The sequence below is a fragment of the Microbispora amethystogenes genome (genome assembly GCF_016863015.1).
GTDB classification, from domain to species: domain Bacteria; phylum Actinomycetota; class Actinomycetes; order Streptosporangiales; family Streptosporangiaceae; genus Microbispora; species Microbispora amethystogenes.
The window spans coordinates 24431-48529 of sequence record NZ_BOOB01000005.1 but is presented as its reverse complement, the minus strand read 5'-3'; the positions used below and the strand labels follow the sequence as shown (position 1 = coordinate 48529).

At 72.3% G+C, this 24099-nt stretch carries 23 protein-coding genes; 12 read left to right on the top strand and 11 right to left on the bottom strand.

Annotated features, from left to right (window positions below):
- Nucleotides 1–28: 28 nt before the first annotated feature.
- From Mam01_RS04490 to Mam01_RS04480, 3 genes are all read right to left on the bottom strand, one after another.
- Nucleotides 29–571 carry a PadR family transcriptional regulator gene (locus tag Mam01_RS04490; protein WP_204284211.1) on the bottom strand — a complete coding sequence of 181 codons (543 nt, stop codon included), beginning with the start codon at nt 569–571 and terminating at the stop codon, nt 29–31.
- Nucleotides 572–695: 124 nt separating this feature from the next.
- Nucleotides 696–914 carry a hypothetical protein gene (locus tag Mam01_RS04485; RefSeq protein WP_204284222.1) on the bottom strand — a complete coding sequence of 73 codons (219 nt, stop codon included), beginning with the start codon at nt 912–914 and terminating at the stop codon, nt 696–698.
- Nucleotides 904–2805, bottom strand: a complete 1902-nt coding sequence (locus Mam01_RS04480) for a PspC domain-containing protein (protein WP_204284210.1) — start codon at nt 2803–2805, stop codon at nt 904–906. Before Mam01_RS04480 ends, Mam01_RS04485 begins: the two co-directional genes overlap by 11 nt.
- A 143-nt stretch (nt 2806–2948) precedes the next feature.
- Between Mam01_RS04480 and Mam01_RS04475 the strand changes: the two genes are divergently transcribed.
- From Mam01_RS04475 to Mam01_RS04455, 5 genes are all read left to right on the top strand, one after another.
- Nucleotides 2949–4124, top strand: coding sequence for an ATP-binding protein (locus Mam01_RS04475; RefSeq protein WP_373868681.1), 1176 nt, complete (start codon nt 2949–2951; stop codon nt 4122–4124).
- Nucleotides 4121–4759: a response regulator gene (locus tag Mam01_RS04470; RefSeq protein ID WP_150930703.1), complete on the top strand. Its 639-nt coding sequence runs from the start codon at nt 4121–4123 to the stop codon at nt 4757–4759. The genes Mam01_RS04475 and Mam01_RS04470 overlap by 4 nt, the downstream gene beginning before the upstream one ends.
- 57 nt (nt 4760–4816) lie before the next feature.
- The gene (locus tag Mam01_RS04465) at nt 4817–6277 is read left to right on the top strand and encodes a glutamate-cysteine ligase family protein (protein ID WP_204284208.1); all 1461 of its coding nucleotides are present in this window, start codon (nt 4817–4819) and stop codon (nt 6275–6277) included.
- 56 nt (nt 6278–6333) lie between these two features.
- The gene (locus Mam01_RS04460) at nt 6334–7023 is read left to right on the top strand and encodes a neutral zinc metallopeptidase (protein ID WP_204284207.1); all 690 of its coding nucleotides are present in this window, start codon (nt 6334–6336) and stop codon (nt 7021–7023) included.
- Nucleotides 7024–7183: 160 nt separating this feature from the next.
- Nucleotides 7184–8023, top strand: a complete 840-nt coding sequence (locus tag Mam01_RS04455) for a CPBP family intramembrane glutamic endopeptidase (RefSeq protein ID WP_239101038.1) — start codon at nt 7184–7186, stop codon at nt 8021–8023.
- On the opposite strand, the gene Mam01_RS04450 is transcribed toward Mam01_RS04455, so the two are convergent.
- The 4 genes from Mam01_RS04450 to Mam01_RS04435 all read right to left on the bottom strand — a co-directional run bounded on the left by Mam01_RS04450 (nt 7987) and on the right by Mam01_RS04435 (nt 11420).
- Entirely contained in the window at nt 7987–8745 is a 759-nt protein-coding gene (locus Mam01_RS04450) for a response regulator transcription factor (protein ID WP_204284206.1), read from the bottom strand. The two genes, Mam01_RS04455 and Mam01_RS04450, sit on opposite strands and share 37 nt — an antisense overlap.
- Nucleotides 8742–9992: a sensor histidine kinase gene (locus tag Mam01_RS04445; RefSeq protein WP_204284205.1), complete on the bottom strand. Its 1251-nt coding sequence runs from the start codon at nt 9990–9992 to the stop codon at nt 8742–8744. The genes Mam01_RS04450 and Mam01_RS04445 overlap by 4 nt, the downstream gene beginning before the upstream one ends.
- A gap of 9 nt (nt 9993–10001) precedes the next feature.
- On the bottom strand, nt 10002–10496 hold the full coding sequence (locus Mam01_RS04440) for a hypothetical protein (protein WP_204284204.1): 495 nt from the start codon (nt 10494–10496) through the stop codon (nt 10002–10004).
- 189 nt (nt 10497–10685) lie between these two features.
- The gene (locus Mam01_RS04435) at nt 10686–11420 is read right to left on the bottom strand and encodes a PIG-L deacetylase family protein (protein ID WP_204284203.1); all 735 of its coding nucleotides are present in this window, start codon (nt 11418–11420) and stop codon (nt 10686–10688) included.
- Nucleotides 11421–11497: 77 nt separating this feature from the next.
- On the opposite strand from Mam01_RS04435, the gene pcrA reads away from it, so the two are divergent.
- Nucleotides 11498–13783, top strand: a complete 2286-nt coding sequence (pcrA, locus tag Mam01_RS04430; RefSeq protein WP_444980295.1) for a DNA helicase PcrA — start codon at nt 11498–11500, stop codon at nt 13781–13783.
- Nucleotides 13784–13897: 114 nt separating this feature from the next.
- On the opposite strand, the gene Mam01_RS04425 is transcribed toward pcrA, so the two are convergent.
- Entirely contained in the window at nt 13898–14791 is an 894-nt protein-coding gene (locus Mam01_RS04425) for an SCO4651 family lipoprotein (RefSeq protein WP_204284202.1), read from the bottom strand.
- 370 nt (nt 14792–15161) lie between these two features.
- On the opposite strand from Mam01_RS04425, the gene icmB reads away from it, so the two are divergent.
- From icmB to Mam01_RS04405, 4 genes are all read left to right on the top strand, one after another.
- Entirely contained in the window at nt 15162–15563 is a 402-nt protein-coding gene (gene icmB / locus Mam01_RS04420) for a coenzyme B12-dependent isobutyryl CoA mutase small subunit (protein ID WP_111698412.1), read from the top strand.
- A 156-nt stretch (nt 15564–15719) separates the two neighbouring features.
- The gene (gene sucC / locus Mam01_RS04415) at nt 15720–16901 is read left to right on the top strand and encodes an ADP-forming succinate--CoA ligase subunit beta (RefSeq protein ID WP_150930689.1); all 1182 of its coding nucleotides are present in this window, start codon (nt 15720–15722) and stop codon (nt 16899–16901) included.
- A complete protein-coding gene (sucD, locus tag Mam01_RS04410) occupies nt 16901–17770 on the top strand; it encodes a succinate--CoA ligase subunit alpha (RefSeq protein WP_111698408.1) in 870 nt (289 codons plus the stop codon). Before sucC ends, sucD begins: the two co-directional genes overlap by 1 nt.
- Before the next feature lie 218 nt (nt 17771–17988).
- The gene (locus tag Mam01_RS04405; protein WP_204284201.1) at nt 17989–19620 is read left to right on the top strand and encodes a cell division protein PerM; all 1632 of its coding nucleotides are present in this window, start codon (nt 17989–17991) and stop codon (nt 19618–19620) included.
- Between the two features lie 3 nt (nt 19621–19623).
- Here Mam01_RS04405 and Mam01_RS04400 read toward each other — a convergent pair whose 3' ends face one another.
- From Mam01_RS04400 to Mam01_RS04390, 3 genes are all read right to left on the bottom strand, one after another.
- On the bottom strand, nt 19624–20010 hold the full coding sequence (locus Mam01_RS04400) for a MerR family transcriptional regulator (RefSeq protein ID WP_239101037.1): 387 nt from the start codon (nt 20008–20010) through the stop codon (nt 19624–19626).
- 77 nt (nt 20011–20087) lie between these two features.
- Nucleotides 20088–21104: a zinc-binding dehydrogenase gene (locus Mam01_RS04395; RefSeq protein ID WP_204284200.1), complete on the bottom strand. Its 1017-nt coding sequence runs from the start codon at nt 21102–21104 to the stop codon at nt 20088–20090.
- A gap of 120 nt (nt 21105–21224) precedes the next feature.
- Entirely contained in the window at nt 21225–21629 is a 405-nt protein-coding gene (locus tag Mam01_RS04390; protein WP_150930683.1) for a hypothetical protein, read from the bottom strand.
- Nucleotides 21630–21794: 165 nt separating this feature from the next.
- Between Mam01_RS04390 and purN the strand changes: the two genes are divergently transcribed.
- Nucleotides 21795–22418 carry a phosphoribosylglycinamide formyltransferase gene (gene purN, locus Mam01_RS04385; RefSeq protein WP_239101040.1) on the top strand — a complete coding sequence of 208 codons (624 nt, stop codon included), beginning with the start codon at nt 21795–21797 and terminating at the stop codon, nt 22416–22418.
- Nucleotides 22415–23956, top strand: coding sequence for a bifunctional phosphoribosylaminoimidazolecarboxamide formyltransferase/IMP cyclohydrolase (gene purH / locus Mam01_RS04380; protein WP_150930678.1), 1542 nt, complete (start codon nt 22415–22417; stop codon nt 23954–23956). The genes purN and purH overlap by 4 nt, the downstream gene beginning before the upstream one ends.
- The last annotated feature ends 143 nt before the right edge of the window (nt 23957–24099 follow it).

The window sequence follows — 24099 nt, the reverse complement described above, 5'->3', positions numbered from 1 at the left end:
GCTGGGGACGCGGACGGCTCACGCTCGGTCACGTGGTCTCCTTGGCTGGGCTGGAGTCGGAGGGGCTGCCGAGGACGGCTTCGCAGTGGTCGAGCCAGCGCTGCTCGGCCTCGGCCTGGAAGATCATCGAATCGAGGACCAGGCGCTGCGCGGCCTCGGCGGACGCGTCGAAGCCCCGCTTGGCCCGCGTGAGCTCCTGCAGGGTCCGCATCGTCGAGGACCGCTGCGCCTGGATGACCGCCGCCACGTCCACGCCGGGGGTGGTGGCGGCCATGGCGAGCTTGACGACGAGTTCGTCGCGGGGCCGGTCGGCCCGGGCGACGGGTTTGGCGAACCACCGGTCGAGTTCGCCGTTGCCGTCGGGGGTGATGGCGTATCGGACGCGGCCCTGCTCGTCCTCACCGGCGCGGGACACCAGGCCGTCCCGCTCCAGGCGGGACAGCGTCGTGTAGACCTGCCCGATGTTGAGCGGGCAGGTGTCGGCGGTGGACGCCTCGAACTCGGTCTTGAGCTGGTAGCCGTAGCGCGGGCCCTGACTCAGCAGGGCGAGCAGGCCGTGTCGTACGGACATGAATACTCAGTATGCATACTGAGTATGCTTCTGGCGAGCGGATCCCCGAATCGGCCGTGAAACACCTCGACCCCGGGCGGGAGGTCCGGCCCGGGGTCGACGAGGTGAGGTCAGCAGGAGGGGGTCAGCGGCGGATGGCCTTCGCGAGGATCGCGATGAAGGCCGCGAACCCCAGCCCTCCGACGAGCAGGGGAGCCATCACGACCGCGTCGGGGTCGGGCCCGGTCAGGTAGCGGATGCCCATGCCGATGAACAGCAGGCCCGAGAGCAGGCACATCCAGCTCGTACGGTGGACCCGGCGCGGACGCTCGGCGCGAGAATCGGTGTGGGGGTCAGGCAGCACGGCGCACCTCCACGTCACCGACGCCCGCCTTGACGTGCAGTTCGATCGTGGGCACGTCGCCCTTGCCGGGTGTCTCGGGCTCCAGGACGCGGTTGAACCGCACGTTCGTGCCGTCCTCGACCTGGTGGTCGATCCGCACCTCGCCCAGCTTCGTGAAGCCGTACACCTCGACCCGCGCGGTGGGCGGGACGATCACCGCGAGCTGGCCCAGCGACACCGAGGCGTCGAACCTCAGCCGGGCGCCGGACTTCAGCGGAATGTCGCTCAGGTCGAGCTTGCCATCGCCGACGCCCAGTTCGTAGGTGCCGGGCGACTGGACGGCGGTGACGGGATGCCAGACGAAACTGCCGACCTTGCGGGGGATGCCGTTGACCGTCGTGCTTCCCACCAGCACGAGCGCCACGATCGTGCCGGCGGCGACCAGGCCGCCGCCCCGCCCGAACCAGGCGGCGACGAGCAGGCCCGCGCCGATTGTGACGAGCACCGCCCCGCCGACGACCGGGAGGCCGACCGTGCCGGTGCCGGTCCGCTGCATGGTGACCATGATCCCTCCAACGATCAGGGCGAGGCATATGGTGAGGCCGCTGACGAACGACCTCGGACGCTTGGGCTTCCTGGGCCGCGGCGGCGGGGCCACGGGCGGCCCGTACGGGTCCGCCGCGTAGGGCGTGCCGAGCGGCCGGTACGGCTCCCGCCTCGTGTACGGACCGTGGGGGGCGAAGGGCTCGCCCGCGCCGTACCCCTGGCCGCTTCCGAAGCCCCGGCCGGCGGCGCGGCCCGGCGCCTGCCCGGGTGAGCCGAGGTCGCCCCGCGCGCTCGCCCGCGCCTCGCGGGCCAGGTCCGACAGCCGCCGGTACCCGTCCGCGCCCCGAGGCGGCGGTACGGGCCCGCGCGTGCCGGAGCCGAGTGGCCCGGAGTCGCGTGGCCCGGCGTCACTCGCGTCGGAGCCGCCGGAGCCCGGAGCGTCAGGCATGGACAGCGGGGTCGTCCCGGCCGGAGGCTCGAAGGCCCGAGTCGGCGGGTCGCCGTCGGCCCGCCCCACAGAACCCGCGCCGTGCTCGGCGTCCACGTCGCTCACGGGCTCTGACCCGATGTCCCGCGTGGGCTGCGCCACGGTGTCCCGCATGGGTTCCGCCACCGGCTCTGAGGCGATGTCCGTCAAGGGCTCGGACACCCTCTCCCGGGTGGGCTCCGACGCGAACCGCCGGGCGGCGGCGTTCTCGGTGTCCTGCGTGGTGTCCTCGGGGGTCACGTCGTCCGCGTTCCCGCGGACGGACGGCTCGGGCCCCCGTCCAGGGGCCCGAGGGCCGTACGTTCCCGGCATCGCCGTGGTCTCGGCGGGCTGCGGCGCCGGCCCGTACGGCTGCTGCGCGAAGGGGGCGAACGGCGCGAACCCGGGAGTGGACCTGGTCATGCCGCGCCGGCCGGTCGCCCGTTCCGGCATCGACCTGGCCATGGTGAGCAGGTCGACGCCCCGGGCGTGGGCGGCCATCAGCACGATGGCCAGCAGCGTGCCGACGACGATCGTGCCGCGGTTGATGCCGCCCGAGGCCACGTTGATGATCAGCCCGAACGCGAAGACCGCCGCCAGCAACGCGAGCACGGTCTCGGCGTCGAACATCCGCCGGGTCCACTGCTCCAGGTGGCCGGGGCCGCCGTCCGGGCGGCGCATCAGCAGGAACGCCGCGACGTACAGCATGACGCCGATGCCGGAGGCGAGGACCAGCACCGCGAAGCCGACCCGGAAGAGCACCGGGTCTATGCCCGTGTACCTGCCGAGGCCCGCGCACACGCCCGTGATCATGCGTCCGTCCCGGTGGCGGCTCAGCACCCTCTCGGGTTCTGGCTGGCCGGCGGGGTCGGAAGTGGGAGCGGATGGCGCCTCGGTCATGGTCCCATCCTGGCCGTGCCGGCCGTGGCCCTGCCATCGGGGGAACCCCTGAGCCGTCCCCGAGTCCCCAGGGGCCACATCAGGGCATGCCCTGATGCGCGCATGCTCCGTGACGTGTGACGATGCTTTCCGAGATGTCTGAGATGCCTAACGCCGTCGCGGCGTACCCCCGGATGGTCCGGCCCGTGTCGGGCCGGGTGGTCGCGGGCGTCGCCCAGGGCGCCGCCGCCCAGTTGCGCCTCGACCCCGTCGTGCTGCGCCTCGCCTTCGTGCTGCTCACCGTCGTCGACGGGCTGGGCCTCGTGGCGTACGCCGCGCTGTGGATGTTCACCCCCAAGGAGGAGGTGAAGGGCCACGAGCCCGCCCGCGAGTGGGGTCAGCTCGCGGCGTACGGCGTGCTGTGGCTGACGCTCGGGGCCTTCGCCTGGCTGACGGGCGCGTCCAGCGGCGGGTTCGGCACCTGGCCGATCGCCGTGGGCGGCATCGGCGCGCTGATCCTGTGGCAGCAGGCCGACCCGGGCCGGCGGCAGCGCTGGATGTCCGGAGCGGTCAAGCAGGTCAGCACGACCTGGGTCCGCACGGGCATCGGCGCGCTGCTCGTCGTCGTGGGCGCGATCGGCTTCCTCGCCGCGAGCGGCGAGCTGGCCAAGGCGCGGACCGGGCTGGTGTTCACGGCGGTGGTCGTCGGCGGCATGCTCATGATCGCCGCGCCCTGGCTCGCCTCGCTGGTCAAGGAGCTCCAGCGGGAGCGCACCGAGCGCATCAGGCAGGAGGAGCGGGCCGAGGTGGCCGCCCACGTCCACGACTCGGTGCTGCACACGCTGACCCTCATCCAGCGCAACGCCCACGACGCGCGCGAGGTGGCCAGGCTCGCCCGGTCGCAGGAGCGGGAGCTGCGCAACTGGCTCTACCAGCCCAAGCAGGACGCCGACGCGACCCTCGCCGCCGCCGTACGCCGGGTCGCGGCCGAGGAGGAGGACGCCCACGGCGTGCAGATCGAGGTCGTCTGCGTGGGCGACTGCGAGCTGTCCGAGAACCTGGCGGCCCTGCTCCACGCCGCCCGGCAGGCGATGGTCAACGCGTGCAAATACAGTGGGGCTTCGGTCGTCTCCGTCTACGCCGAGGTCGAGCCCGACGAGGTTACGGTGTTCGTCCGGGACCGGGGCAAGGGCTTCGTGCTCGACGACGTCCCCGATGACCGGATGGGCATCCGCCAGTCGATCATCGGCAGGATGGAGCGCAACGGCGGAAGCGCCCGGGTCAGGACCGAGCCCGGCGACGGAACCGAGGTCATGCTGACCATGAAGAGGGACACATGAAGACCGTACGCGTGCTGATCGTCGACGACCACCGGCTGTTCCGGTCCGGCGTACGGGCCGAGCTGGGCCCGTCGATCCAGGTGATCGGGGAGGCCGAGGACGTGGAGTCGGCGGTCTCGGCGATCGCCGAGCTGGAGCCCGACGTGGTGCTGCTCGACGTGCACATGCCGGGCGGCGGCGGCCAGGAGGTGCTGCGGCGGGTGCTCGGCTCGGGATCGCAGGTGCGCTTCCTCGCGCTGTCGGTGTCGGACGCCGCCGAGGACGTGATCGGGGTCATCCGGGGCGGCGCCCGGGGCTACGTGACCAAGACGATCAGCGGCGCCGAGCTGACCGACGCGATCGTCCGGGTGTCGGACGGCGACGCGGTGTTCTCCCCGCGGCTCGCCGGGTTCGTGCTCGACGCGTTCGCCTCGACGGAGGCGCCGCCCATCGACCCCGAGCTCGACTCGCTCACCCAGCGGGAGCGGGAGGTGCTGCGGCTGATCGCGCGCGGCTACGCGTACAAGGAGATCGCCAAGGAGCTGTTCATCTCGGTGAAGACCGTCGAGACCCACGTGTCGAGCGTGCTGCGCAAGCTGCAGCTTTCCAACCGGCACGAGCTCTCGCGGTGGGCCACCGCCAGGCGCCTGGTCTGACCCCTTCTGTGTCGGCCCGTCTGGTGTGATCACCCCTCGGCGTGCGACGCTTCGGGCATGGGCCGTGACGTACCCTCCGTGTCCTTCACCCGGGAGGACCGCCGTCGCTACCGGGAGAAGGTCAAGCTGTCGCTGGAGGTCCTCGCGGAGATGCTGCGGGGGTCGCGGTTCGAGTTCGAACGGCCGCTGATGGGCCTGGAGATCGAGCTGAACCTGGTCGACGCGCGGGGCGAGCCGGCGATGAAGAACGCCGAGGTCCTGGCCGCGATCGCCGAGCCCGACTGGGCCACCGAGCTGGGCCAGTTCAACGTCGAGATCAACGTGCCGCCGCAGGTGCTGTCCGGCGACGGCAGCCGGCAGCTGGAGGAGTCCGTACGGCGCCGCCTCAACCGCGGGCAGGAGCGGGCCGCGCGCGTCGGCGGGCAGCTCATGCTGGTCGGCATCCTGCCGACGCTGCGCGAGTCGGACGTCAGCGAGGGGACGCTGTCGGCCAACCCGCGCTACAAGCTGCTGAACGAGCAGATCTTCGCCGCCCGCGGCGAGGACCTGCACCTCCACATCGAGGGCGTCGACGTGCTCGACACCTACGCCGACAGCATCACCCCCGAGGCGGCGTGCACGAGCGTCCAGCTCCATCTGCAGGTGAGCCCGGAGCAGTTCGCCGACCACTGGAACGCGGCCCAGGCCATCGCGGGCCCGCAGGTGGCGGTGGCGGCCAACTCGCCCTTCCTGTTCGGCAGGGAGCTGTGGCGGGAGACCAGGATCAGCCTGTTCGAGCAGGCCACCGACACCCGCCCCGAGGAGCTGAAGGCGCAGGGCGTGCGGCCCCGCGTGTGGTTCGGGGAGCGGTGGATCACCTCGGTCTTCGACCTGTTCGAGGAGAACGTCCGCTACTTTCCCGCGTTGCTGCCGTTGTGCGAGGAGGAGGACCCGAGGCAGGTCCTGGCCGACGGCGGAGTGCCCGGGCTGCACGAGCTCCGGCTGCACAACGGCACCGTCTACCGCTGGAACCGCCCCGTCTACGACGTGGCCGGCGGCGTCCCGCACCTACGGGTGGAGAACCGGGTGTTACCGGCCGGGCCGACGGTCGCGGACATCGCCGCCAACGCGGCGTTCTACTACGGGCTCATGCGGGTGCTCCCGTCGGCCGAACGCCCCGTGTGGTCGCGCATGTCCTTCGCCGCGGCCGAGGACAACCTCCGCAACGCGGCGCGGTACGGCCTCGACGCCCGCCTGTACTGGCCGGGCCTGGGGGAGGTGCCCGCCGCCGAGCTGATCCTGCGGAGGCTGCTGCCCCTCGCCTATCACGGGCTGGACCTGTGGGAGGTCGACCCGGTCCAGCGCGACCGGCTGCTCGGCATCATCGAGCGGCGCTGCGTGACCGGCCGTACGGGCGCGGACTGGCAGGTCAGGACGGCCCGGGCGCTCGGCGGGGACCACGAGGCGCTGCGCCGGATGACCCTGCGCTACCTGGAGCACATGCACACCAACGAGCCCGTGCACCTCTGGAGTTTGTGACCACTACCGGTGAGTTTTGGCGAACTTTTCCCGGAATTTGGGGTATTAGCAGTGGAATGACCCGTCGAGCGTTCGCCGCGTTCTTCCTCCTGGTGACCCTGGTCGCGTCCTGCGGCACGCTCGCCGGGTCTCCTCCGCCGGACCGCGCGCAGCAGGGCGACGCGGCGTCCCGGGCGACGCCGTGCAGGGGCAACGGCGACGACTTCCCCGGCGACGTGAAGCTCGCCCGGTGCCTCACCGAGTGGTTCTGGGCGGACCGCTTCCGCCAGAGCGGGGAGACCTACCGCCCGATCACCCGCTTCGTCGCGTACGAGGGGAACGGCGGCCCCGACTGCGGCGGGCAGCCGGCCGTGCCGGAGAACGCCTTCTACTGCCCGTACGGGCACTTCGTCGCCTACGACGCCGCCTGGCTGAAGGCGATGTACGACCAGATGGGCGACGGCGCGGTCTACGTGGTGATCCCGCACGAACTGGGGCACGCCGTCCAGGCCCAGCTTGTGGACGACTTCCGCTACAACGTGGAGCGGGAGCTTCAGGCCGACTGCTACGCGGGGGCCGCGCTGAGCGGCCTCATCCAGGCGCGGGCACTGCAGGCCGAACAGGGCGACGAGGAGGAACTGCTCGTCAACCTCGAAGCGGCGGGCGACCCCACCGACGCCTGGTGGGCGCCGGACGCCCACGGCACCCCGGAAAAGCGCCAGGGATACTTCGCCCAGGGCTACAACGAGGGCGTGGGGGCCTGCTGACCCCGGCCCCGTACCGTCGCCCGGGCGTTCCGGCATGCCGTCCGGACGGCGCGATGCGGCGGGCGATGACGTGGTAGTTCTCGATGTGGCGCGACGAGGCGGCGGGGCACGTGCGAAGGCGGAGCGAACGGCGTGAGATGGGCGACGTGAGAGGGACGGCGTGAGGCGGACGATCGCGACGGGTCTCGGCGTGCTCGCCGTGGCGAACCTGCTCAACAACCGCGTCGTCCGGCGCTGGGCCCCGCTGACGTCGGCCGCCGCGACCGGCGCGCTCCTGCTGATCGCCCGGCGGGAGGGGCTGAGCTGGCATGAGCTGGGCTTCCGGGGCGCCCGCGCGGGTGCCGCGACCGGCGGTGCGCTCGCCGCCGCCGTCGCCGCCGGGTACGCCGCCGGGGTGGCGTTGCCCCGCACCCGGCCGCTGTTCCTCGACCAGCGGGCGCTGGCGCTGTCGCGCCGCCGGGTGCTGGAGGAGGCCCTGGTCCAGGTGCCTCTCGGGACCGTGCTGCTGGAGGAGGTCGGTTTCCGCGGCGTGCTTCCGGCCCTGCTCGGCCGGGTCCTGCCCACGCGTACGGCGGTCGCCGCGTCGGCCGCGCTGTTCGGGCTGTGGCACGTGCTGCCCGCGCTCGACATGGCCCGGGCCAACCCCGCCCTCGGACGCCTGGCGGCAGGAGAGGACCCCGCCCTGGGTGACGCGCGCCCGGGCGGTTCCGAGGCGGGACGCCTGGCGGCGGGGGAGGACCCCGCCCTGGGCGCCGGTCGCCGGGGCGGTGTGGAGGCGGGACGGCTGGTGGCGGGGACGGTGGCGTCCACCGCGCTGGCGGGGCTGGTGTTCCACGGGCTGCGCCACCGCGCCGGCCTGCTCGCCCCCGCGCTGCTGCACGTGGCGACGAACTCCCTCGGCTACGCCGCCGCCCGGGTGGCACGCCGTCTGGACGACCGCCGAGTCGGCCCGGCCGGCCGGGATCAGGCGTCGCCGGGACGGGCGAGGCCGGTCCGGTAGGCGTACGCGACCGCCTGGGCGCGGTCGCGGAGACCTGCCTTGGCGAAGAGGTTGTTGATGTGCGTCTTGACCGTGGCCTCGCTGACGAAGAGCGTGGCGGCGATCTCGGCGTTCGACAGGCCGCGTGCGACGAGCCGCAGGACCTCGGCCTCGCGCCGGGTCAGCCCGTCCGGCGGCGGGCCGGGAGCCGGGTCCCCGGGCGGCGCCGGTTCGGACACTTCGCGGGACCGCCTTCGCGACGGCGCGGGCGGCGGGGTGGTGGCGTGACCTGTGGCACCACCCGCGATGTCACCCGCGACGTCACCGGTGACGGTGCTCAGCAGGCGGCTCTGCACGCCGGGGTCGAGCCGGGCGTCGCCGTTCATGACCGCGGCCACGGCGCGGGCGATCTCCTCGGCGTCCGCGCTCTTGGTGAGGAAGCCGCGTGCCCCGGCCCGCAGCGCGGCGAAGACCGACTCGTCGTCGGTGTACGTCGTGAGCACCACCACCTGGGTGCCGGGGAACTCGGCGCGGATCCTGCGGGTGGCCTCCACCCCGTTCATCCGGGGCATGCGCAGGTCCATGAGCACGACGTCCGGCCGGTGACCGGCGACCATGCGGAGCGCGGTCTCGCCGTCGGAGGCCGATCCCACCACCTCGATCTCCGGCAGCAGGCCCAGCAGCAGGACGAGCCCGTCGCGTACCACGGCCTGGTCGTCGACCACGAGAACGCGGGCGGTCACGCCGGCACCCGCAACCGCACCAGGAAGCCGTCCCCGGTGGAGCCGGCCTCCAGCGTGCCGCCGAGAAGCTCGGCCCGTTCGCGCATGCCCACGAGTCCGTATCCTCCTCCAGGCGTCCCGGGCTCGGCACTCGGGGGGTTGACGACCTCCAGCTCGCACTCGCCGTCGCGGAAGCTCAGCCGTACGGCGGCGGGGGAGCCGGGCGCGTGCCGCCGCACGTTCGTGACCGCCTCCTGGGCGGTACGGATCATCGCGAGCTCGATCTCGGGCGGCAGGCGCCGTTCGGGGCCGCGGACGTCGAGCCCGCACTCCCTGCCCGTGGAGGAGCGGAAGTCCTCGGCCAGCGCCGCCAGCGCGGCGGGCAGCGGCGGCATGTCGTCCCGCAGCGCCGCCACGGCCCTGCGGGCCTCCTCGAGGCCGTTCTTGGCGAGTTCGCGGGCGCGTTCGACCCGGTCGAGCGCCTCCTGCGACCGGTCGGCCCGCAGCAGCAGCCGGGCGCCCTCCAGGTGCACGATCTGCGCCGACAGGGAGTGGGCGAGGATGTCGTGGATCTCCCGGGCGATCCGGGCGCGTTCGGCCAGCACGGCCTCACCCGCCTGAGCGGCCGTGGCGGCCCTGCGCTCCCTGATCGCGTACGCGACGGTGAAGACCACGCAGACCGAGACGCACAGGCTGAGGCCGCGGTCGGTCCCGCCGGCGGCGGCCCCTGTCAGCTCCGTGACCGGCAGCATGCCCGAGAAGACCGCCGCCAGGCTCGCCAGAGCCAGCAGCAGGAGCGGCAGCGAGCGCCTGAGCGGGTGCCGCGCGGCCGCCGCCCCGACGCCGAACATGAGCACGCCGACCGCGGGGCCCGCGTGGGACACGGCGTCGAGGACGATGCTCAGCACGATGACGAGGCCGATGAAAACGGCCTCGACGACCGCCTTGTCCCACCGCCGGGGGAGGGCGACCGGCAGCCGGGAGACGATCGTCAGGGCCAGGGCGACGGAGGCCGCGATCGTCAGCAGGGTGACGCCGAGGCGCTCGCCCGTCAGGCCGAAGCCCGGCGGGGAGGTCGCCTCCCCGGCGACCAGCATCGCGATCACCGCCGCCCGGAGGCACACGCCTGCGACGGCGTTCCTGCGGGCGGAGGCGGAGCGGTCCGGGCCCTGTGCGGGGGCGGGGGCTCGTGCGGGGGTGGGAGGCAGGGAGCCCTCCGGGCTTCGCCGGTCACGGCCGGAGCGGCGCGGACGGTCACGAATGGGCACGTCCCGACGTTAGCGGGCGGCGTACGCGTCCGGGACGGCGGCGCCGGGGAGGGCGTTCGCGCGCCTGGCGACGATCAGGAACTGGACGCCGAGGGTCACCCCGACGAACACGAGGATGGAGCCCTGCGACGTGGCGACGCCGAGCAGGGCGGTCAGGGCCGTCATCGCGATCCGGGCGGCGATGGAGCCCGCCCAGGCGAGCAGTGTCAGGCCCGTGCCCTGGGACCAGGCGACGCCGTGCGGGTCGCGCCACACCCGGGTGGTCGTCGCGCGCAGCGCGCCGAGTCCCGCCGCCACGAGCAGGCCCGAGACGAGCAGGGTGACGGCGAGCACCGGGTGGAGCGGGTCCACCAGCGCCGCGCCGTCGGAGGCGAGACCACCCAGGATCAACGCCACGGAGATGATCAGGCCGGCCCGCCTGGCGGCCGGTCGCGGCGTCGTCTGCCGGTAGATCACGAAGGCGATGGCGGCGAGGGCGACGACGATGATCTGCGCTTTTTCCATGCGTCAGACCGTACGGAGAGCGGGCCCGGACCGGATCGGCGCCGGGGTGGAGAAGCGGGGGGAGAAGAAGGGAGAGGCCGAGGTGGAGACCGGCCGGATCTCCACCCCCGGGTGGAGATCCGCCGCCCTCCGCTTGTGCCGACCCGCCTGCGACGACCCGCGTGTGACGACCCGCTTGTGACGCTTTGCTCAGGCGGTGGCGACCCGCTGGAACGCTTCGGCGTACGAGCCCTCGGGGAGGCCCGCGGCGGCCGCGTTGGCGGAGAGCCAGCCCTTGATCATGCTGTCGAGGTCGGGGATGTGCGAGGTCTGGCTCTCGTGGGCGCGGAGGGCGGCGATCTTCCGGTCCACGGTGGAGGTCACGTCGACGTAGTGGTTCGTGGCCGTCCCGCCGCTCAGCCAGACCTCGCGCACAGTCCAGGCCTCCAGGCCCTCGTCGGTGAGCAGTTCGGGGAAGGCGTACGGGTTGCGGGCGTCGGGATAGACGGCGTCGAGGGTGGCGCCGCCGACGGCCCGGTGGTCGGGGTGGCTCGGCCCGAGCCGCTCGTAGTTGCGGTCGGGGGACGAGGTGATGACCAGGTCCGGCCGCACCTGGCGGATCACCCGCGTGATGTCGCGGCGCAGGCCGAGCGTCTGCTCGACCATGCCATCTTGGTATCCCAGGAAGCGCAGGTCGCCGACGCCCACGCACTTGGCCGCCGCCGTCTGCTCGGCCCGGCGCAGCGCAGCCATTCCGCCGTTGTCCACGAGACGGTCGAACCCGCCCGCGTCGCCATCGGTGACCAGGCAGTACACCACTTCGGCCCCCGCCTCGGTCAGCCTGGCGACCGTTCCCGCCCCGCCGAAGTCGATGTCGTCGGGGTGCGCGACGACGACCAGCACTTTGCGGATATCCGCCTCGTCCAGCACGGGCAACCTCCTCATGGTCCGGCAATTACCTTAAACGGGACTTGCCGGGTGAGTGGGCTCCGGATGTCGGTGGGCGGTCATACCCTAGGGACGTGTCCATCGGAGCCGCCACCCATCCCTTGCTCGACGGCCTCAACCCGCAGCAGCGGGACGCCGTGACCCACCAGGGCAGCCCCCTGCTGATCGTCGCGGGGGCGGGCTCCGGGAAGACCCGGGTGCTGACCCACCGCATCGCCTACCTGCTGGCGGAACGCGGCGTCCAGCCGGGGGAGATCCTCGCGATCACCTTCACCAACAAGGCCGCCCGCGAGATGAAGGAGCGGGTCGACAAGCTGATCGGCCCGAGGTCCAGGGCGATGTGGGTGATGACGTTCCACAGCGCCTGCGTGCGGATCCTGCGGCGCGAGGCCAAGCGGCTGGGCTTCACCTCCAGCTTCTCGATCTACGACCAGGCCGACTCCCAGCGGCTGATGGCGATGGTCTGCCGCGAGCTCGACCTCGATCCCAAGCGCTACCCGCCGCGGTCGTTCTCGGCCCAGGTCAGCAACTTCAAGAACGAGCTGATCGACTACGAGACGGCGGCCGACCGGGCGTCGACCCACCTGGAGCGCACGCTCGCCGAGGCCTACCGCACCTACCAGCGGCGGCTCACCGAGGCCGGCGCGATGGACTTCGACGACCTGATCATGCTGACGGTCACGTTGTTCCAGCTCTTCCCCGAGGTGGCCGAGCACTACCGGCGCAGGTTCCGGCACGTGATGGTCGACGAGTACCAGGACACCAACCACGCGCAGTACACGCTGATCCGCGAGCTGGTCGGGCGGCCCGAGGTGCGCACCGCCGACGGCGACGTGGTGCGCGAGGGCGTCGAGCCCGCCGAGCTGGTCGTGGTCGGCGACGCCGACCAGTCGATCTACGCTTTCCGCGGCGCGACGATCCGCAACATCCTGGAGTTCGAGCGCGACTACCCGGACGCCCGGACGATCCTGCTGGAGCAGAACTACCGCTCCACGCAGACGATCCTGAACGCCGCCAACTCGGTCATCTCACGCAACGAGGGCCGCAAGCCGAAGAACCTGTGGTCCGACCAGGGCGCGGGATCGAAGATCATCGGCTACGCGGCCGACAACGAGCACGACGAGGCCATGTTCGTCGCGCAGGAGATCGACCGCCTCTGCGACGACCACGACGTCACCCCGGGCGACGTGGCGATCTTCTACCGTACGAACGCCGCGTCCCGCGTCTTCGAGGAGATCTTCATCCGCACCGGCCTGCCGTACAAGGTCGTGGGCGGGGTGCGCTTCTACGAGCGCAAGGAGGTCAAGGACCTGCTCGCCTACCTGCGGGTCCTGGCCAACCCGAACGACACGGTGTCGCTGCGGCGGGTCCTCAACGTGCCCAAGCGCGGCATCGGCGACCGGGCCGAGGCGATGGTCGAGGCCTTCGCGAACCGGGAGCGCATCGGCTTCTGGGACGGGCTGCGCCGGGCCGGTGAGGCTCCGGGACTGGCCACCCGGTCGCTCAACGCGATCAGGGACTTCGTCGCGATGCTGGAGGAACTCCGGGCCAAGGAGCTTCCGCTGTCCGACCTCGCGGAGGAGGTGCTCCGCGTCACCGGCTACCGCACGGAGCTGGAGACCTCGGGCGACCCGCAGGACGAGAGCCGCCTGGAGAACCTCAACGAGCTGATCTCGGTGGCCGCCGAGTTCGAGGAGGCCAACCCGGAGGGCACGCTCGTCGACTTCCTGGAGCAGGTCTCGCTGGTCGCCGACGCCGACCAGATCCCGGGCGGGAACGCGGGGGTCGTCCCCCCGGGCGACCGCGCTCCCGAGACCGGCGAGCACGGCGGGGTGGTCACGCTGATGACCCTGCACACCGCCAAGGGCCTGGAGTTCCCGGTGGTGTTCCTCACGGGCATGGAGGACGGCGTCTTCCCCCACATGCGCTCGCTGAGCGACCCGAAGGAACTGGAGGAGGAGCGCAGGCTGGCGTACGTCGGCATCACCCGCGCCATGCAGCGGCTCTACCTGTCCCGCTCGGCGGTGCGGTCGTCGTGGGGGGCGCCGTCGTTCAACCCGGCCTCGCGCTTCCTGTCGGAGGTGCCGGGCGACCTGGTCGAGTGGCGCGGCGACCCCGGCAAGACCGCCTGGTCGGCCGCGACCTCCCGCCCCTCCGCGCGTACGGCGCCGGCGCCGAAGGCGGGCGGCCGCCAGGTGCCGAGCCTGTCGCCCGGCGACCGCGTCACCCACGACAGCTTCGGGCTGGGCACGGTCGTCAGCGTGGACGGCGTCGCCGAGAAGACCCGAGTGAAGATCGACTTCGGTGGGGACGGCGAGAAGACCCTGCTGCTCGCCTACGCGCCCATCGAGAAGCTCTGAGCGGCGGCGCGGGAGGCCCTCAGCGGCGGGCCGGGTGGCTCTGTGCGGCGGCGCCTGAGGCGCTGAGCGGCGGCCGGGTGGGGAGCCCGGCCGCCGCCGACATCCGTGTGCGGATCAGTCGCCCAGGTCGATGACCTGCGGCAGGTCCGGCACGCTGCCGTCGATGTCCGAGGTCGTGGCGACCTGGCTCTTCGGCGGCGCCTTCACCGTGACCTTCCCGCCCCAGCCGCTGTAGGTGGTCGTGCTGCTCGACTCGATGGTGATGCTTATCTTCTTGCTCTTCACGGTCGTCGTCATCGAGCTGACCACCTTGCGGACGAGCTGGTCGCCGCCGATCCACAGCCTCCAGCTGATCACGCCCTTCGACGCACTGGAGGGCAGCTGCTTGCGCAGCGACGGCACCGCCGCGGCGAGCTGCTTCACCGTGATCGTGCCGCGGTAGAGCGTGGTCCGCGCGCCGTTGACGACACCGCCCGCGCCCTTGGCCTTGGTGGTCGCGAGGACGGCCTGAAGGGCGCGCGGGTCGAGCGGGTTGACGTAGCCGCCGATGCCGGTCAGCGCCGCGTCCGGGTCCTGCCCGGGCAGGCGCAGCCACGACTTGCCGTCGGGGAGCAGGTCGGCGTAGACGCCTCCGGAGACGTACGACGTCCGGCCGACGGTGATGGTCCGCATCGGGTCGTTGATGCCCTTGAGCTCGTCGTCGTCGCCCAGTCCGCCACCGTAGTTGATTTTGGTGGTGAGGTCGGAGGACGAGACTCCGGACCGGCCGAATCCGAAGACGCCCTTCGAGCCGGACTTGATGTTGACGAAGCCGCCGAAGCTCATCTTGGCGGACGAGACGACGCGTACGCCGCGGCCGGGAACGAACTGCTTCTTGAGCGCCGCCAGCGGGTTCGCGGGCCGCGCCTGGCTTCCCGCGGTGGTCTGTGCCTGGGCGGGGGCGGCGACGGCGGGCGCGACGAGCGCGGCCGTCGCGGCGCACGCCAGCGCCATTACTGCTCGCTTCACGTGGGGTTCCTCCCGTAAGTGCCCTTGATCATCAAGAGCGCCCCGGGAATCCTTGCCGTTCATGATCACGGAAAAGTCACGGAAATCTAGATTTCCTGTGAAATAGCAGATGAAGGGCGTTATGCGGGTTGATTATCAATTCGCGCGAATAGTTCGCATGTGAAAGGAACGCATGGAGGAGAGGCCGGCGGAGGGGCCGTACGGACCATGACCCCGGGAGAACGGCGGCTCGTCGACGGCCCGCGCGCTACTGCGCGCCGCGGGGGTGGACGGTTGAGTCACTCCCCAGCGGGCGCGGCGAGTGGGCACGGGGAGGGTTCGCCGTCCCGGCGGTTACGCTTCGGGCAGCGGCACCATCTGGGAGGTCTTCATGGCAGGCAGGATTCGGGTCGTCGTCGCCAAGCCGGGGCTCGACGGGCACGACCGCGGCGTCAAGGTCGTGGCGCGGGCGCTGCGGGACGCGGGCATGGAGGTCGTCTACACCGGGCTGCACCAGACACCGGAGCAGATCGTCCGCACGGCGATCCAGGAGGACGCGGCGGCCATCGGGCTGTCCATCCTGTCGGGCGCCCACATGACGCTGTTCGCCCGGCTCTTCGAGGTGTTGCGCGAGGAGGACGCGGAGGACATCGTCGTGTTCGGCGGCGGCATCATCCCCGAGGCCGACATCCCCGAACTGGAGCGGATGGGGGTGGCACGGATATTCACGCCGGGCTCCACGACGCAGGAGATCGTGGACTGGGTCCGTTCTGCGGTTCCCGCCACCGTTTAGGCATTTTGCCCAACCTTGCCGTAATCGAGGGTTGAAGGCAAGGCTCCGGGTGACCCGATGACAAGGCCATGCTCGCGCGGGGACTAGGCTTCTTGCGCGGAATAGCCGGGCGGGACGACGGCGCCCGGCCTCGGACATCAAAAGGGACGGACCCTCGTGGACCTGTTCGAACATCAGGCGAAGGAGCTCTTCGCGGAGTACGGCATCGCGGTGCCGCGCGGAATCGTGGCGCACACCGCGGATGAGGCGCGCGCGGCTGCCGAGCAGCTCACCGGACGCGTTGTCGTCAAGGCCCAGGTCAAGACCGGCGGGCGCGGCAAGGCCGGCGGCGTGAAGGTGGCCGACGACGCCGCCGACGCGTACGACAAGGCGACGCGGATCCTCGGCATGGACATCAAGGGCCACACGGTCCACAAGGTCCTGATCGAGGAGGCCAGCCAGATCGCGGAGGAGTACTACTTCTCCTTCCTCCTCGACCGTGCCAACCGTACGTTCCTCGCGATCTGCTCCGCCTCCGGCGGCATGGACATCGAGGAGGTCGCGCACACCGCGCCGGAGAAGGTGGCGAAGGTGCCGGTCAGCCCGCTGACGGGCATCGACCGCGCCAGGGCCCGCGAGATCGCGGTGGCCGGCGGCCTCCCGCAGCAGGCGCTGGACGGCGCCGCCGAGCTGATCGAGAAGCTCTGGGCCGTCTTCGTGGACGAGGACGCCTCCCTCGTCGAGGTCAACCCCATGATCCTGTCGGCCGACGGCCAGGTGAAGGCGCTCGACGGCAAGGTCACTCTCGACGACAACGCGGACTTCCGCCAGGCGGAGCACGTGACGTACGTCGACAAGGCCGCGGAGGACCCGCTGGAGGCCCGGGCCAAGGAGAAGCACCTCAACTACGTGAAGCTGGACGGCGACGTCGGCATCATCGGCAACGGCGCCGGCCTGGTCATGTCCACGCTGGACGTCGTGGCGTACGCGGGCGAGGAGTTCCCCGGGCGGCCCAAGCCGGCCAACTTCCTCGACATCGGCGGCGGGGCCTCGGCCGAGGTCATGGCGAACGGACTGGAGATCATCCTGTCCGACCCGTCGGTGAAGTCGGTCTTCGTGAACGTCTTCGGCGGCATCACCGCCTGCGACGCGGTCGCCAACGGCATCGTCTCGGCCTTCAAGCTGCTGGAGAGCCGTGGCGAGGAAGTGACCCACCCGCTGGTCGTCCGTCTGGACGGCAACAACGCCGCTCTCGGGCGGCAGATCCTGGCCGACGCCGCGCTCCCGCGCGTCGAGCTGGTCGACACGATGGACGAAGCGGCCAAGCGCGCCGCCGAGCTCGCCGCGGTAGGTGCGTAATGGCTATCTGGCTCACCGAGAACAGCAAGATCATCGTTCAGGGCATGACCGGCGGTGAGGGCACCAAGCACACCCGCCGCATGCTCGCCGCCGGCGTGAACGTCGTGGGCGGCGTCAACGCCCGCAAGGCCGGCGTCACGCACGAGGGACTGCCGGTCTTTGGCACCGTCAAGGAGGCCATGGAGCAGACGGGCGCCGACGTCTCCGTCGTCTTCGTGCCCCCGGCGCACACCAAGGCGGCCGTCCGCGAGGCCATCGACGCCGAGATCCCGCTCTGCGTGGTCATCACCGAGGGCGTGCCGGTCCACGACACCACCGAGTTCTGGGCGTACGCCGTCTCCAAGGGCAACAAGACCCGCATCATCGGGCCGAACTGCCCCGGCATCGCCTCGCCCGGCGCGTCCAACGCCGGGATCATCCCGGCCGACATCACCACCAAGGGCCGCGTCGGCCTGGTGTCGAAGTCGGGCACGCTGACCTACCAGCTCATGTACGAGCTGCGCGACATCGGCTTCTCCACCTGCGTCGGCATCGGCGGCGACCCGGTGATCGGCACGACGCACATCGACGCGCTCCAGGCGTTCCAGGACGACCCGGAGACCGACGCGATCGTGATGATCGGCGAGATCGGCGGCGACGCCGAGGAGCGGGCCGCGGCCTACATCGACGAGCACGTCACCAAGCCGGTCGTCGCCTACGTCGCCGGGTTCACCGCGCCCGAGGGCAAGACCATGGGCCACGCCGGCGCGATCGTGTCCGGCTCCGCCGGCACCGCCCAGGCGAAGAAGGAAGCCCTGGAGAAGGTCGGCGTCCGCGTCGGCCGCACTCCCAGCGAGACCGCCCGCCTCATGCGCGAGCTCATGTCGTGACCCTGGAGTAGCAGGCCGCCGGTGGTCCCGCGGGTCTCCGGCGGTCCGGCCGCTCTCCCGGCGGTTTCGCCGTTCGTGACCTCACGCTCCCTGGGCGGCGTGAGGTCACGATGCGTATCAGGGCCGCGGGCGGCGACTGCAAGATCATCCCATTTCGGGCAGGGATGAACGGCGTGGCGACGTGGCATGCGGGGGCCGCGCTGGGATTATGAGGTAGCGTGACGGGACTTCTCGATCAATTCAGGACCGGTCCCCGCGCCGTCCTCGGCCGCGTGGGCCCCGGCGACGACGAGGAGAGCCGCCGTCCGCTTCCCGTCTCCGGCATGCTGGCCGCGTTCTGGACGCTCGGCGTCGGCCTCGCCGTGCTCACCACGCTCACGCTCATCGGCTGGATGGCCGCCCCCCGGGGGCCCTTCGGCGAGGGTCTGCCCGGCGTTTTCCGCACCGCCTGCCAGCTCTGGCTGGCCGCCCACCACGCCGGGTTCGCGATCCCCGGCGGCCGGGTGGGTCTGCTGCCCATCGGGCTCATGATCCTGCCCGGCGCGCTGCTCTACCGGGCGGGCCTGTGGATGGCCCGCGACGCCGACCTGCGGGTGAGGATGCCGGCCCGGCTGCCGAAGGGCACCCCCCGCGACGTCGAGAACGCCCGCCGCCGCGCCCAGCTCGCGCTCATCGCCCAGGCCGGCATCTCGCTGGCCGCGCCGTACGCGCTGCTCGCCGGGGTGATCGCCCTGGTGTCACGCAACGAGATCATGCAGCCGTTCCCGGGCGAGGCGCTCGTCAGCCACCTGCTGCTGGCCTTCGTCACGGGGTCGGTGGCCACCGCCCGCACGATCGGGCCGTGGCGGTCGATGCTGCGCCTGTTGCCCGAGCGGCCGCGCTCACTCGTCGCCGGTACGGCCGTCGCGACCGCGCTGCTCCTCACGGCCGGGGCGGTGCTCGTCCTCGTGACCGTGGCGGTCAACTTCACCCGGATCCAGCAGATGTCGGAGATCCTCAGCCCCGGCCTGGTCGGCGGCCTGCTGCTCCTGCTCCTGGAGGTGCTCTACTTCTTCAACGCCGTGATCTGGGGAATGGCGTACATCGCGGGACCCGGCTTCGCGGTGGGCGCGGGAACGCTGGTCGCGCCCACCGGGGTCAAGCTGAGCGCGGTCCCCATGCTGCCGCTGCTCGGCGCGCTGCCGCCGTCCGGCACCGCGCCCCCGTGGGTCATGTCGGTGATCGCGGTGCCGTTCGCCGCGGGGGCGGTCGCGGGCGTGGTGACGGCTCGCGTGGCGCCGACCCCCTCGATCGAGGCCGCGCCGCTGTGGGGCTTCGTCTGCGGGATCACCAGCGGGCTCGCGGCGGGGACGCTCGCGGCGCTGTCGGGCGGCCCGCTCGGCGGGGCCGGGCTGGCCGCCGTGGGGCCCTCCCCCTGGGAGGTGGCGCTGTCGGTCGCGCTGGAGGTCGGCGTGGCCGCCGGGATCTCGGCCGGCATCGCCAACTGGTGGCTGATCTCCCGGCGGCCGGCGACCCCGCCGGAGCCGGTCAGGAAGGCCGGAGCCGTCATCGCCAAGGCGGCCGGGAAGGTGCGGCCCGCCCGGGGCGCCCATCTGCCGGGGCACTGGCTGGACGCCACCGAGGCGGAGACCCAGCCGATCCCGGTGATCAGGGACGACTGGACCGACGAGCACGCCGCGGCGACGGCGGAGACGTTCGACGACATGACCGCCCGGCGGAGCCGGTCGCAGCCGCCGCGCAAACCCCCCGCGGCCGCCGCCCCGAAGCCGCGTACGGACATCGTCGACGAGACCGACGACCGCGGGGGTCACGTCATCTACGTCGACCCCTACGCCTGGGACCGCGACTGAGGCTCACCGGCCCACCGATCGCCCGGGTTCGGGGACGGTCGCGGCGAGGCGGTCCCGCAGGCGGGTGAGGCGGCCGATCTCGTCGTTCAGGGCGGCGATGCGGCGCTGGACGACCCCCGTGCCGCCCGTGCAGCCGGGGGAGCCGTAGGGCGGGAGGGTGTCGCCCTCCAGCAGGTCGAGGCGGTCGGCGCAGCCGGCGACGTCCTCGACGGTCAGGCCGAGGGCGAGCAACTGGCGCACCAGACGGACGCGGGCGATCTCACGCGGGCCGTACTCCCGCTGACCCGACGCGGTGCGCGGCGGGAGGAGCAGCCCGCGCTGCTCGTAGAAGCGCAGGGCGCGCGGAGTGGTCCCCGTCGCCGCCGCGGCGTCGCCGATCCGCATGCCCATCCCGCCTCCGCCGTCACGCCGTGTCGCCCGGTTAGTCGCGATCGCACCTCTACGGTCGCATGATCACCGGCGTGTTGTCATGGCTCCACGACGACCGTGCCGACGTGCCGGCCGTCGAAGAGCTCGCGCAGGGCCAGCGGCGCGCGGTCGATGCCCGAGATCCGTGTGTGCGGGAAGGAGATGGATCCCGAGCGGAGCCAGGCGCCGAAGCGCTCCGTCCACTCCGCGGTGGTCGCCGCATCGACGCCGGTCAGGCCCCGGAGGGTGATGTTCCGCAGGATGAGCTGGAAGGTGTCCAGCTCCACCGGTGCGGTCGCGCCGGTGGACGCCGCCGACAGCTGGGTGGCCAGCGTGCCGACCAGGACGATGCGGGCGCCGGGCCGTGCCGCGTCGGCCGCCGCGCGGAGCTGTTCGCCGCCGACGTTGTCGACGACCACGTCGACGCCCTCGGGCGCGGCCTCGGCCAGTCGCGCGCCGATCGGGCCGCCGTCGCGGAGCACGACCGCGTCGTAGCCGAGCTCGGCGGTCATGCGCTCGGCCTTCGCGGCCGAACCGGTGCTGCCGATCACGCGCGCCGCGCCCAGCAGGCGGGCGATCTGGCCCGCGAGCGACCCGACGCCTCCGGCGCCCCCGCTGACGAAAACCGTCTCTCCCGGGCGCAGGCCCGCGATCCGCGTCAGGGCCGCGTACGCCGTGGCCCCCGGGGCGAGGTACGCGGCGGGGTCGGGCAGGGAGCCGTCCAGCGGCTCGGACGCGGGGACCACGGCATACTCGCGCCAGCCCTGGAAGTGCGAGACCAGGTCGCCCGGCCGCAGGCGCACACCCTCCCCGGCCGTGACGACCTCGCCGACGGCCGGGCCGAACAACGTGTCGCCGGGCCGCAGGGGCGGGAAGGGCGCGCCCGGCACGCCCCCGGCCATCAGCGTGCGCAACGCCGGAAAGACCTGGAACCAGCGGTTGCGCACCAGGACCTCACCGGCCCCCGGCACGGGCGGCGGCACCTCCACGACGGCCAGGTGCTCGGGGCCGGGCAGACCGGCCGGAACCTCGGCGAGCCGGATCTCCCGTACGGTGCCGGGCGGTGTCTCGGGCATGCGTCTCTCCTCGCGCGACGACGTGAGCGGCCGTGCGGACCCGCCCGCACGCCGCCGCGACGGTAAACCCTGACCCGTACGTCAAGGGCAAACCGGAGGAGTGCCGGTCACGCGGGGGCGTCAGGCGGGAGCGGGCACCGAGGCGGGCCAGGCCATGCCGAGCTTGTCCTCGAAGGCCCGCATGAGCTGGTCGGAGCACTGCTGCTGGGCGGCCACCGTGCCCGCGCCCTTGCGGCACTCGGTGTAGGCGTTGAGCTCCGCCGAGAAGTAGAGCTGGAAGGCCGTCGTGACGGCGCCCAGGACGAACGCGAGCGTCGACAGCACCACGGCTCCCGTCGCCATGCCGATGCCCTGCCGTGCGCGGTTCAGCAGGCGAAGATCGCGGACGGCCACGACGAACGCGAAAACCGACAGCGCCAGCCCCGCGGGCGGCAGCAGCAGGGTGAAGACCAGCGCCGTGACGGCCAGGGCCAGCGCCCTGCGCCCTCCTGTCGTGGGGGCCGAAGTCTCAAGGGATGTTGTCACGGTCTCCTCGCCTCGCGTTCGCATAGCCCGTCGTGAATCCGGATGGCCGGCGCCCGATACGCTTTAGCTGCGTCGAGGGCCTGCCCTCCACGCGCGACCATCTCTAAGGAACCATCTCCCGGTAATCACCTGCAAAACGAAGCCAGCTCACGAAGGAGTTCCGCCCTGTCCTTCCGGCTTTTGGTCCTCGTCTCGGGATCGGGGACCAACCTGCAAGCGCTGCTCGACGCCGCCTCCGACGACGCGTACGGCGCGACGGTGGTCGCCGTCGGAGCCGACCGCGACGACATCGAGGGCCTGGCGCGGGCCGAGCGCGCGGGCGTCCCCACGTTCGTCGAGAGGGTAGGCGACCACCTCGACCGGGACAAATGGGACGAGAGACTGGCGGAGCGCATCGCCGGGCACCGGCCCGACCTCGTGGTCTCCGCCGGGTTCATGAAGATTCTCGGCCCTCGCGTGCTGGCCGCGTTCCCGGTCGTCAACACCCATCCGGCGCTGCTGCCGGCCTTCCCCGGCGCGCACGCGGTGCGCGACGCGCTCGCGTACGGCGTCCGCGTGACCGGCTGCACCGTGCATCTCGTCGACGCGGGCGTGGACACCGGCCCGGTGATCGCCCAGGAGGCGGTGCCGGTGCTGGAGGGCGACGACGAGAAGTCGCTGCACGAGCGGATCAAGACCGTCGAGCGCGGGCTTCTGGTCGAGATGGTCGGCCGGATGGCCCGCGAGGGCTGGACCACGACCGGGCGCACCGTACGCCTGGGCACGACATCAGGAAGGACCACGAAGTGACCCGCATCGCCATCCGCCGTGCGCTCATCACCGTTTACGACAAGACGGGTCTGGAAGACCTGGCGCGGGGGCTCGAGGCCGCGGGCGTGGAGATCGTGTCGACCGGCGGCACCGCCGCCGCGATCGCCTCCTACGGCGTGCCCGTCACGAGGGTGGAGTCGCTCACCGGCTTCCCCGAGTGCCTGGACGGCCGGGTCAAGACCCTCCACCCCCGGGTGCACGCCGGGCTGCTCGCCGACGGCGGCAACCCCTCGCACGTGAAGCAGCTGGAGGAGCTGGAGATCGAGCAGTTCCAGCTCGCGGTGGTGAACCTCTATCCGTTCGCCGCCACGGTCGCCTCCGGCGCCTCGGACGCCGAGTGCGTCGAGCAGATCGACATCGGCGGTCCCGCGATGATCCGGGCCGCCGCCAAGAACCACGGCACGGTGGCCGTGGTCGTCGACCCCAGGGCGTACGGCGACGTGCTCGCCGCGGCCGCCGAGGGCGGCTTCACGCTGACCGAGCGCAGGAGGCTCGCCGCCACGGCCTACGCGCACACCGCCGCGTACGACGTCGCGGTGGCGTCGTGGTTCGGCAACGTGTACGCCCCCGAGGGCGAGTGGCCGTCGTTCATGGGCGCGGCGTGGAAGCGCAAGGCGGCCCTGCGGTACGGCGAGAACCCGCACCAGGGAGCGGCGCTCTACACCGGCGGCACGGACGGCCTGGCCAACGCCGAGCAGCTCCACGGCAAGGAGATGTCCTACAACAACTACGTGGACGCCGACGCCGCCTGGCGGGCCGCCTGGGACTTCGCCGAGCCGTGCGTCGCCATCATCAAGCACGCCAACCCCTGCGGCATCGCCGTGGGCGCCGACGTGGCCGAGGCGCACCGCAAGGCGCACGAGTGCGACCCGGTCTCGGCGTACGGCGGGGTGATCGCGGTGAACCGCGAGGTGACCCGCGCGCTGGCCGAGCAGATCGCGCCGATCTTCACGGAGGTCGTGGTGGCGCCGTCGTTCGCGGCGGACGCGCTGGAGGTCCTGCGGGAGAAGAAGAACATCCGGCTGCTCGCCTGCCCGTCGGGACCGGCGAACGCCGCGGAGTTCCGCCGCGTCGACGGCGGCCTCCTCGTGCAGACGGTCGACCGGGTGGACGCCCCCGGTGACGACCCGTCCGGCTGGGAGCTCAGGGCCGGCGAGCCGGCCTCGCCCGAGGTGCTGGCCGACCTCGCCTTCGCCTGGCGGGCCTGCCGTTCGGTGAAGTCCAACGCGATCCTCCTCGCGTCCGGCGGGGCGACCGTCGGCGTCGGGATGGGCCAGGTCAACCGGGTCGACTCGGCCCGGCTGGCGGTCTCGCGTGCCGGTGAGCGCGCGGCCGGATCGGTCGGGGCGTCCGACGCGTACTTCCCCTTCCCCGACGGCCTGCAGGTGCTGACCGAGGCGGGAGTGAAGGCGATCGTGGAGCCGGGCGGATCGATCCGCGACGACCAGGTCGTCGAGGCCGCCAAGGAGGCGGGCATCACGCTCTACTTCACCGGGACCCGCCACTTCTTCCACTGACAGAAGCATGGGCAGCCGGGGGAGTGACGCGACCGAAGGGCACTCGACGGACAGATAGGGCGGAAACGGCACGATCACCCTTGTGGTGCGGTTAGCCTGAAACGCCCCACTCGTCCTCCCCCGGAGTCCCTTCATGCCCGTTG

Excerpts from the sequence above, each read along its gene's own strand:
- Mam01_RS04480 (WP_204284210.1), bottom strand. The coding sequence starts at position 2,805 with ATGACCGAGGCGCCATCCGCTCCCACTTCCGACCCCGCCGGCCAGCCA.
- icmB (WP_111698412.1), top strand. The coding sequence starts at position 15,162 with ATGGCAGGCAGGATTCGGGTCGTCGTCGCCAAGCCGGGGCTCGACGGG.
- Mam01_RS04475 (WP_373868681.1), top strand. The coding sequence starts at position 2,949 with ATGCCTAACGCCGTCGCGGCGTACCCCCGGATGGTCCGGCCCGTGTCG.
- Mam01_RS04490 (WP_204284211.1), bottom strand. The coding sequence starts at position 571 with ATGTCCGTACGACACGGCCTGCTCGCCCTGCTGAGTCAGGGCCCGCGC.
- sucD (WP_111698408.1), top strand. The coding sequence starts at position 16,901 with ATGGCTATCTGGCTCACCGAGAACAGCAAGATCATCGTTCAGGGCATG.
- Mam01_RS04440 (WP_204284204.1), bottom strand. The coding sequence starts at position 10,496 with ATGGAAAAAGCGCAGATCATCGTCGTCGCCCTCGCCGCCATCGCCTTC.
- Mam01_RS04435 (WP_204284203.1), bottom strand. The coding sequence starts at position 11,420 with ATGAGGAGGTTGCCCGTGCTGGACGAGGCGGATATCCGCAAAGTGCTG.
- Mam01_RS04470 (WP_150930703.1), top strand. The coding sequence starts at position 4,121 with ATGAAGACCGTACGCGTGCTGATCGTCGACGACCACCGGCTGTTCCGG.
- Mam01_RS04465 (WP_204284208.1), top strand. The coding sequence starts at position 4,817 with ATGGGCCGTGACGTACCCTCCGTGTCCTTCACCCGGGAGGACCGCCGT.
- Mam01_RS04400 (WP_239101037.1), bottom strand. The coding sequence starts at position 20,010 with ATGGGCATGCGGATCGGCGACGCCGCGGCGGCGACGGGGACCACTCCG.
- Mam01_RS04460 (WP_204284207.1), top strand. The coding sequence starts at position 6,334 with ATGACCCGTCGAGCGTTCGCCGCGTTCTTCCTCCTGGTGACCCTGGTC.
- Mam01_RS04395 (WP_204284200.1), bottom strand. The coding sequence starts at position 21,104 with ATGCCCGAGACACCGCCCGGCACCGTACGGGAGATCCGGCTCGCCGAG.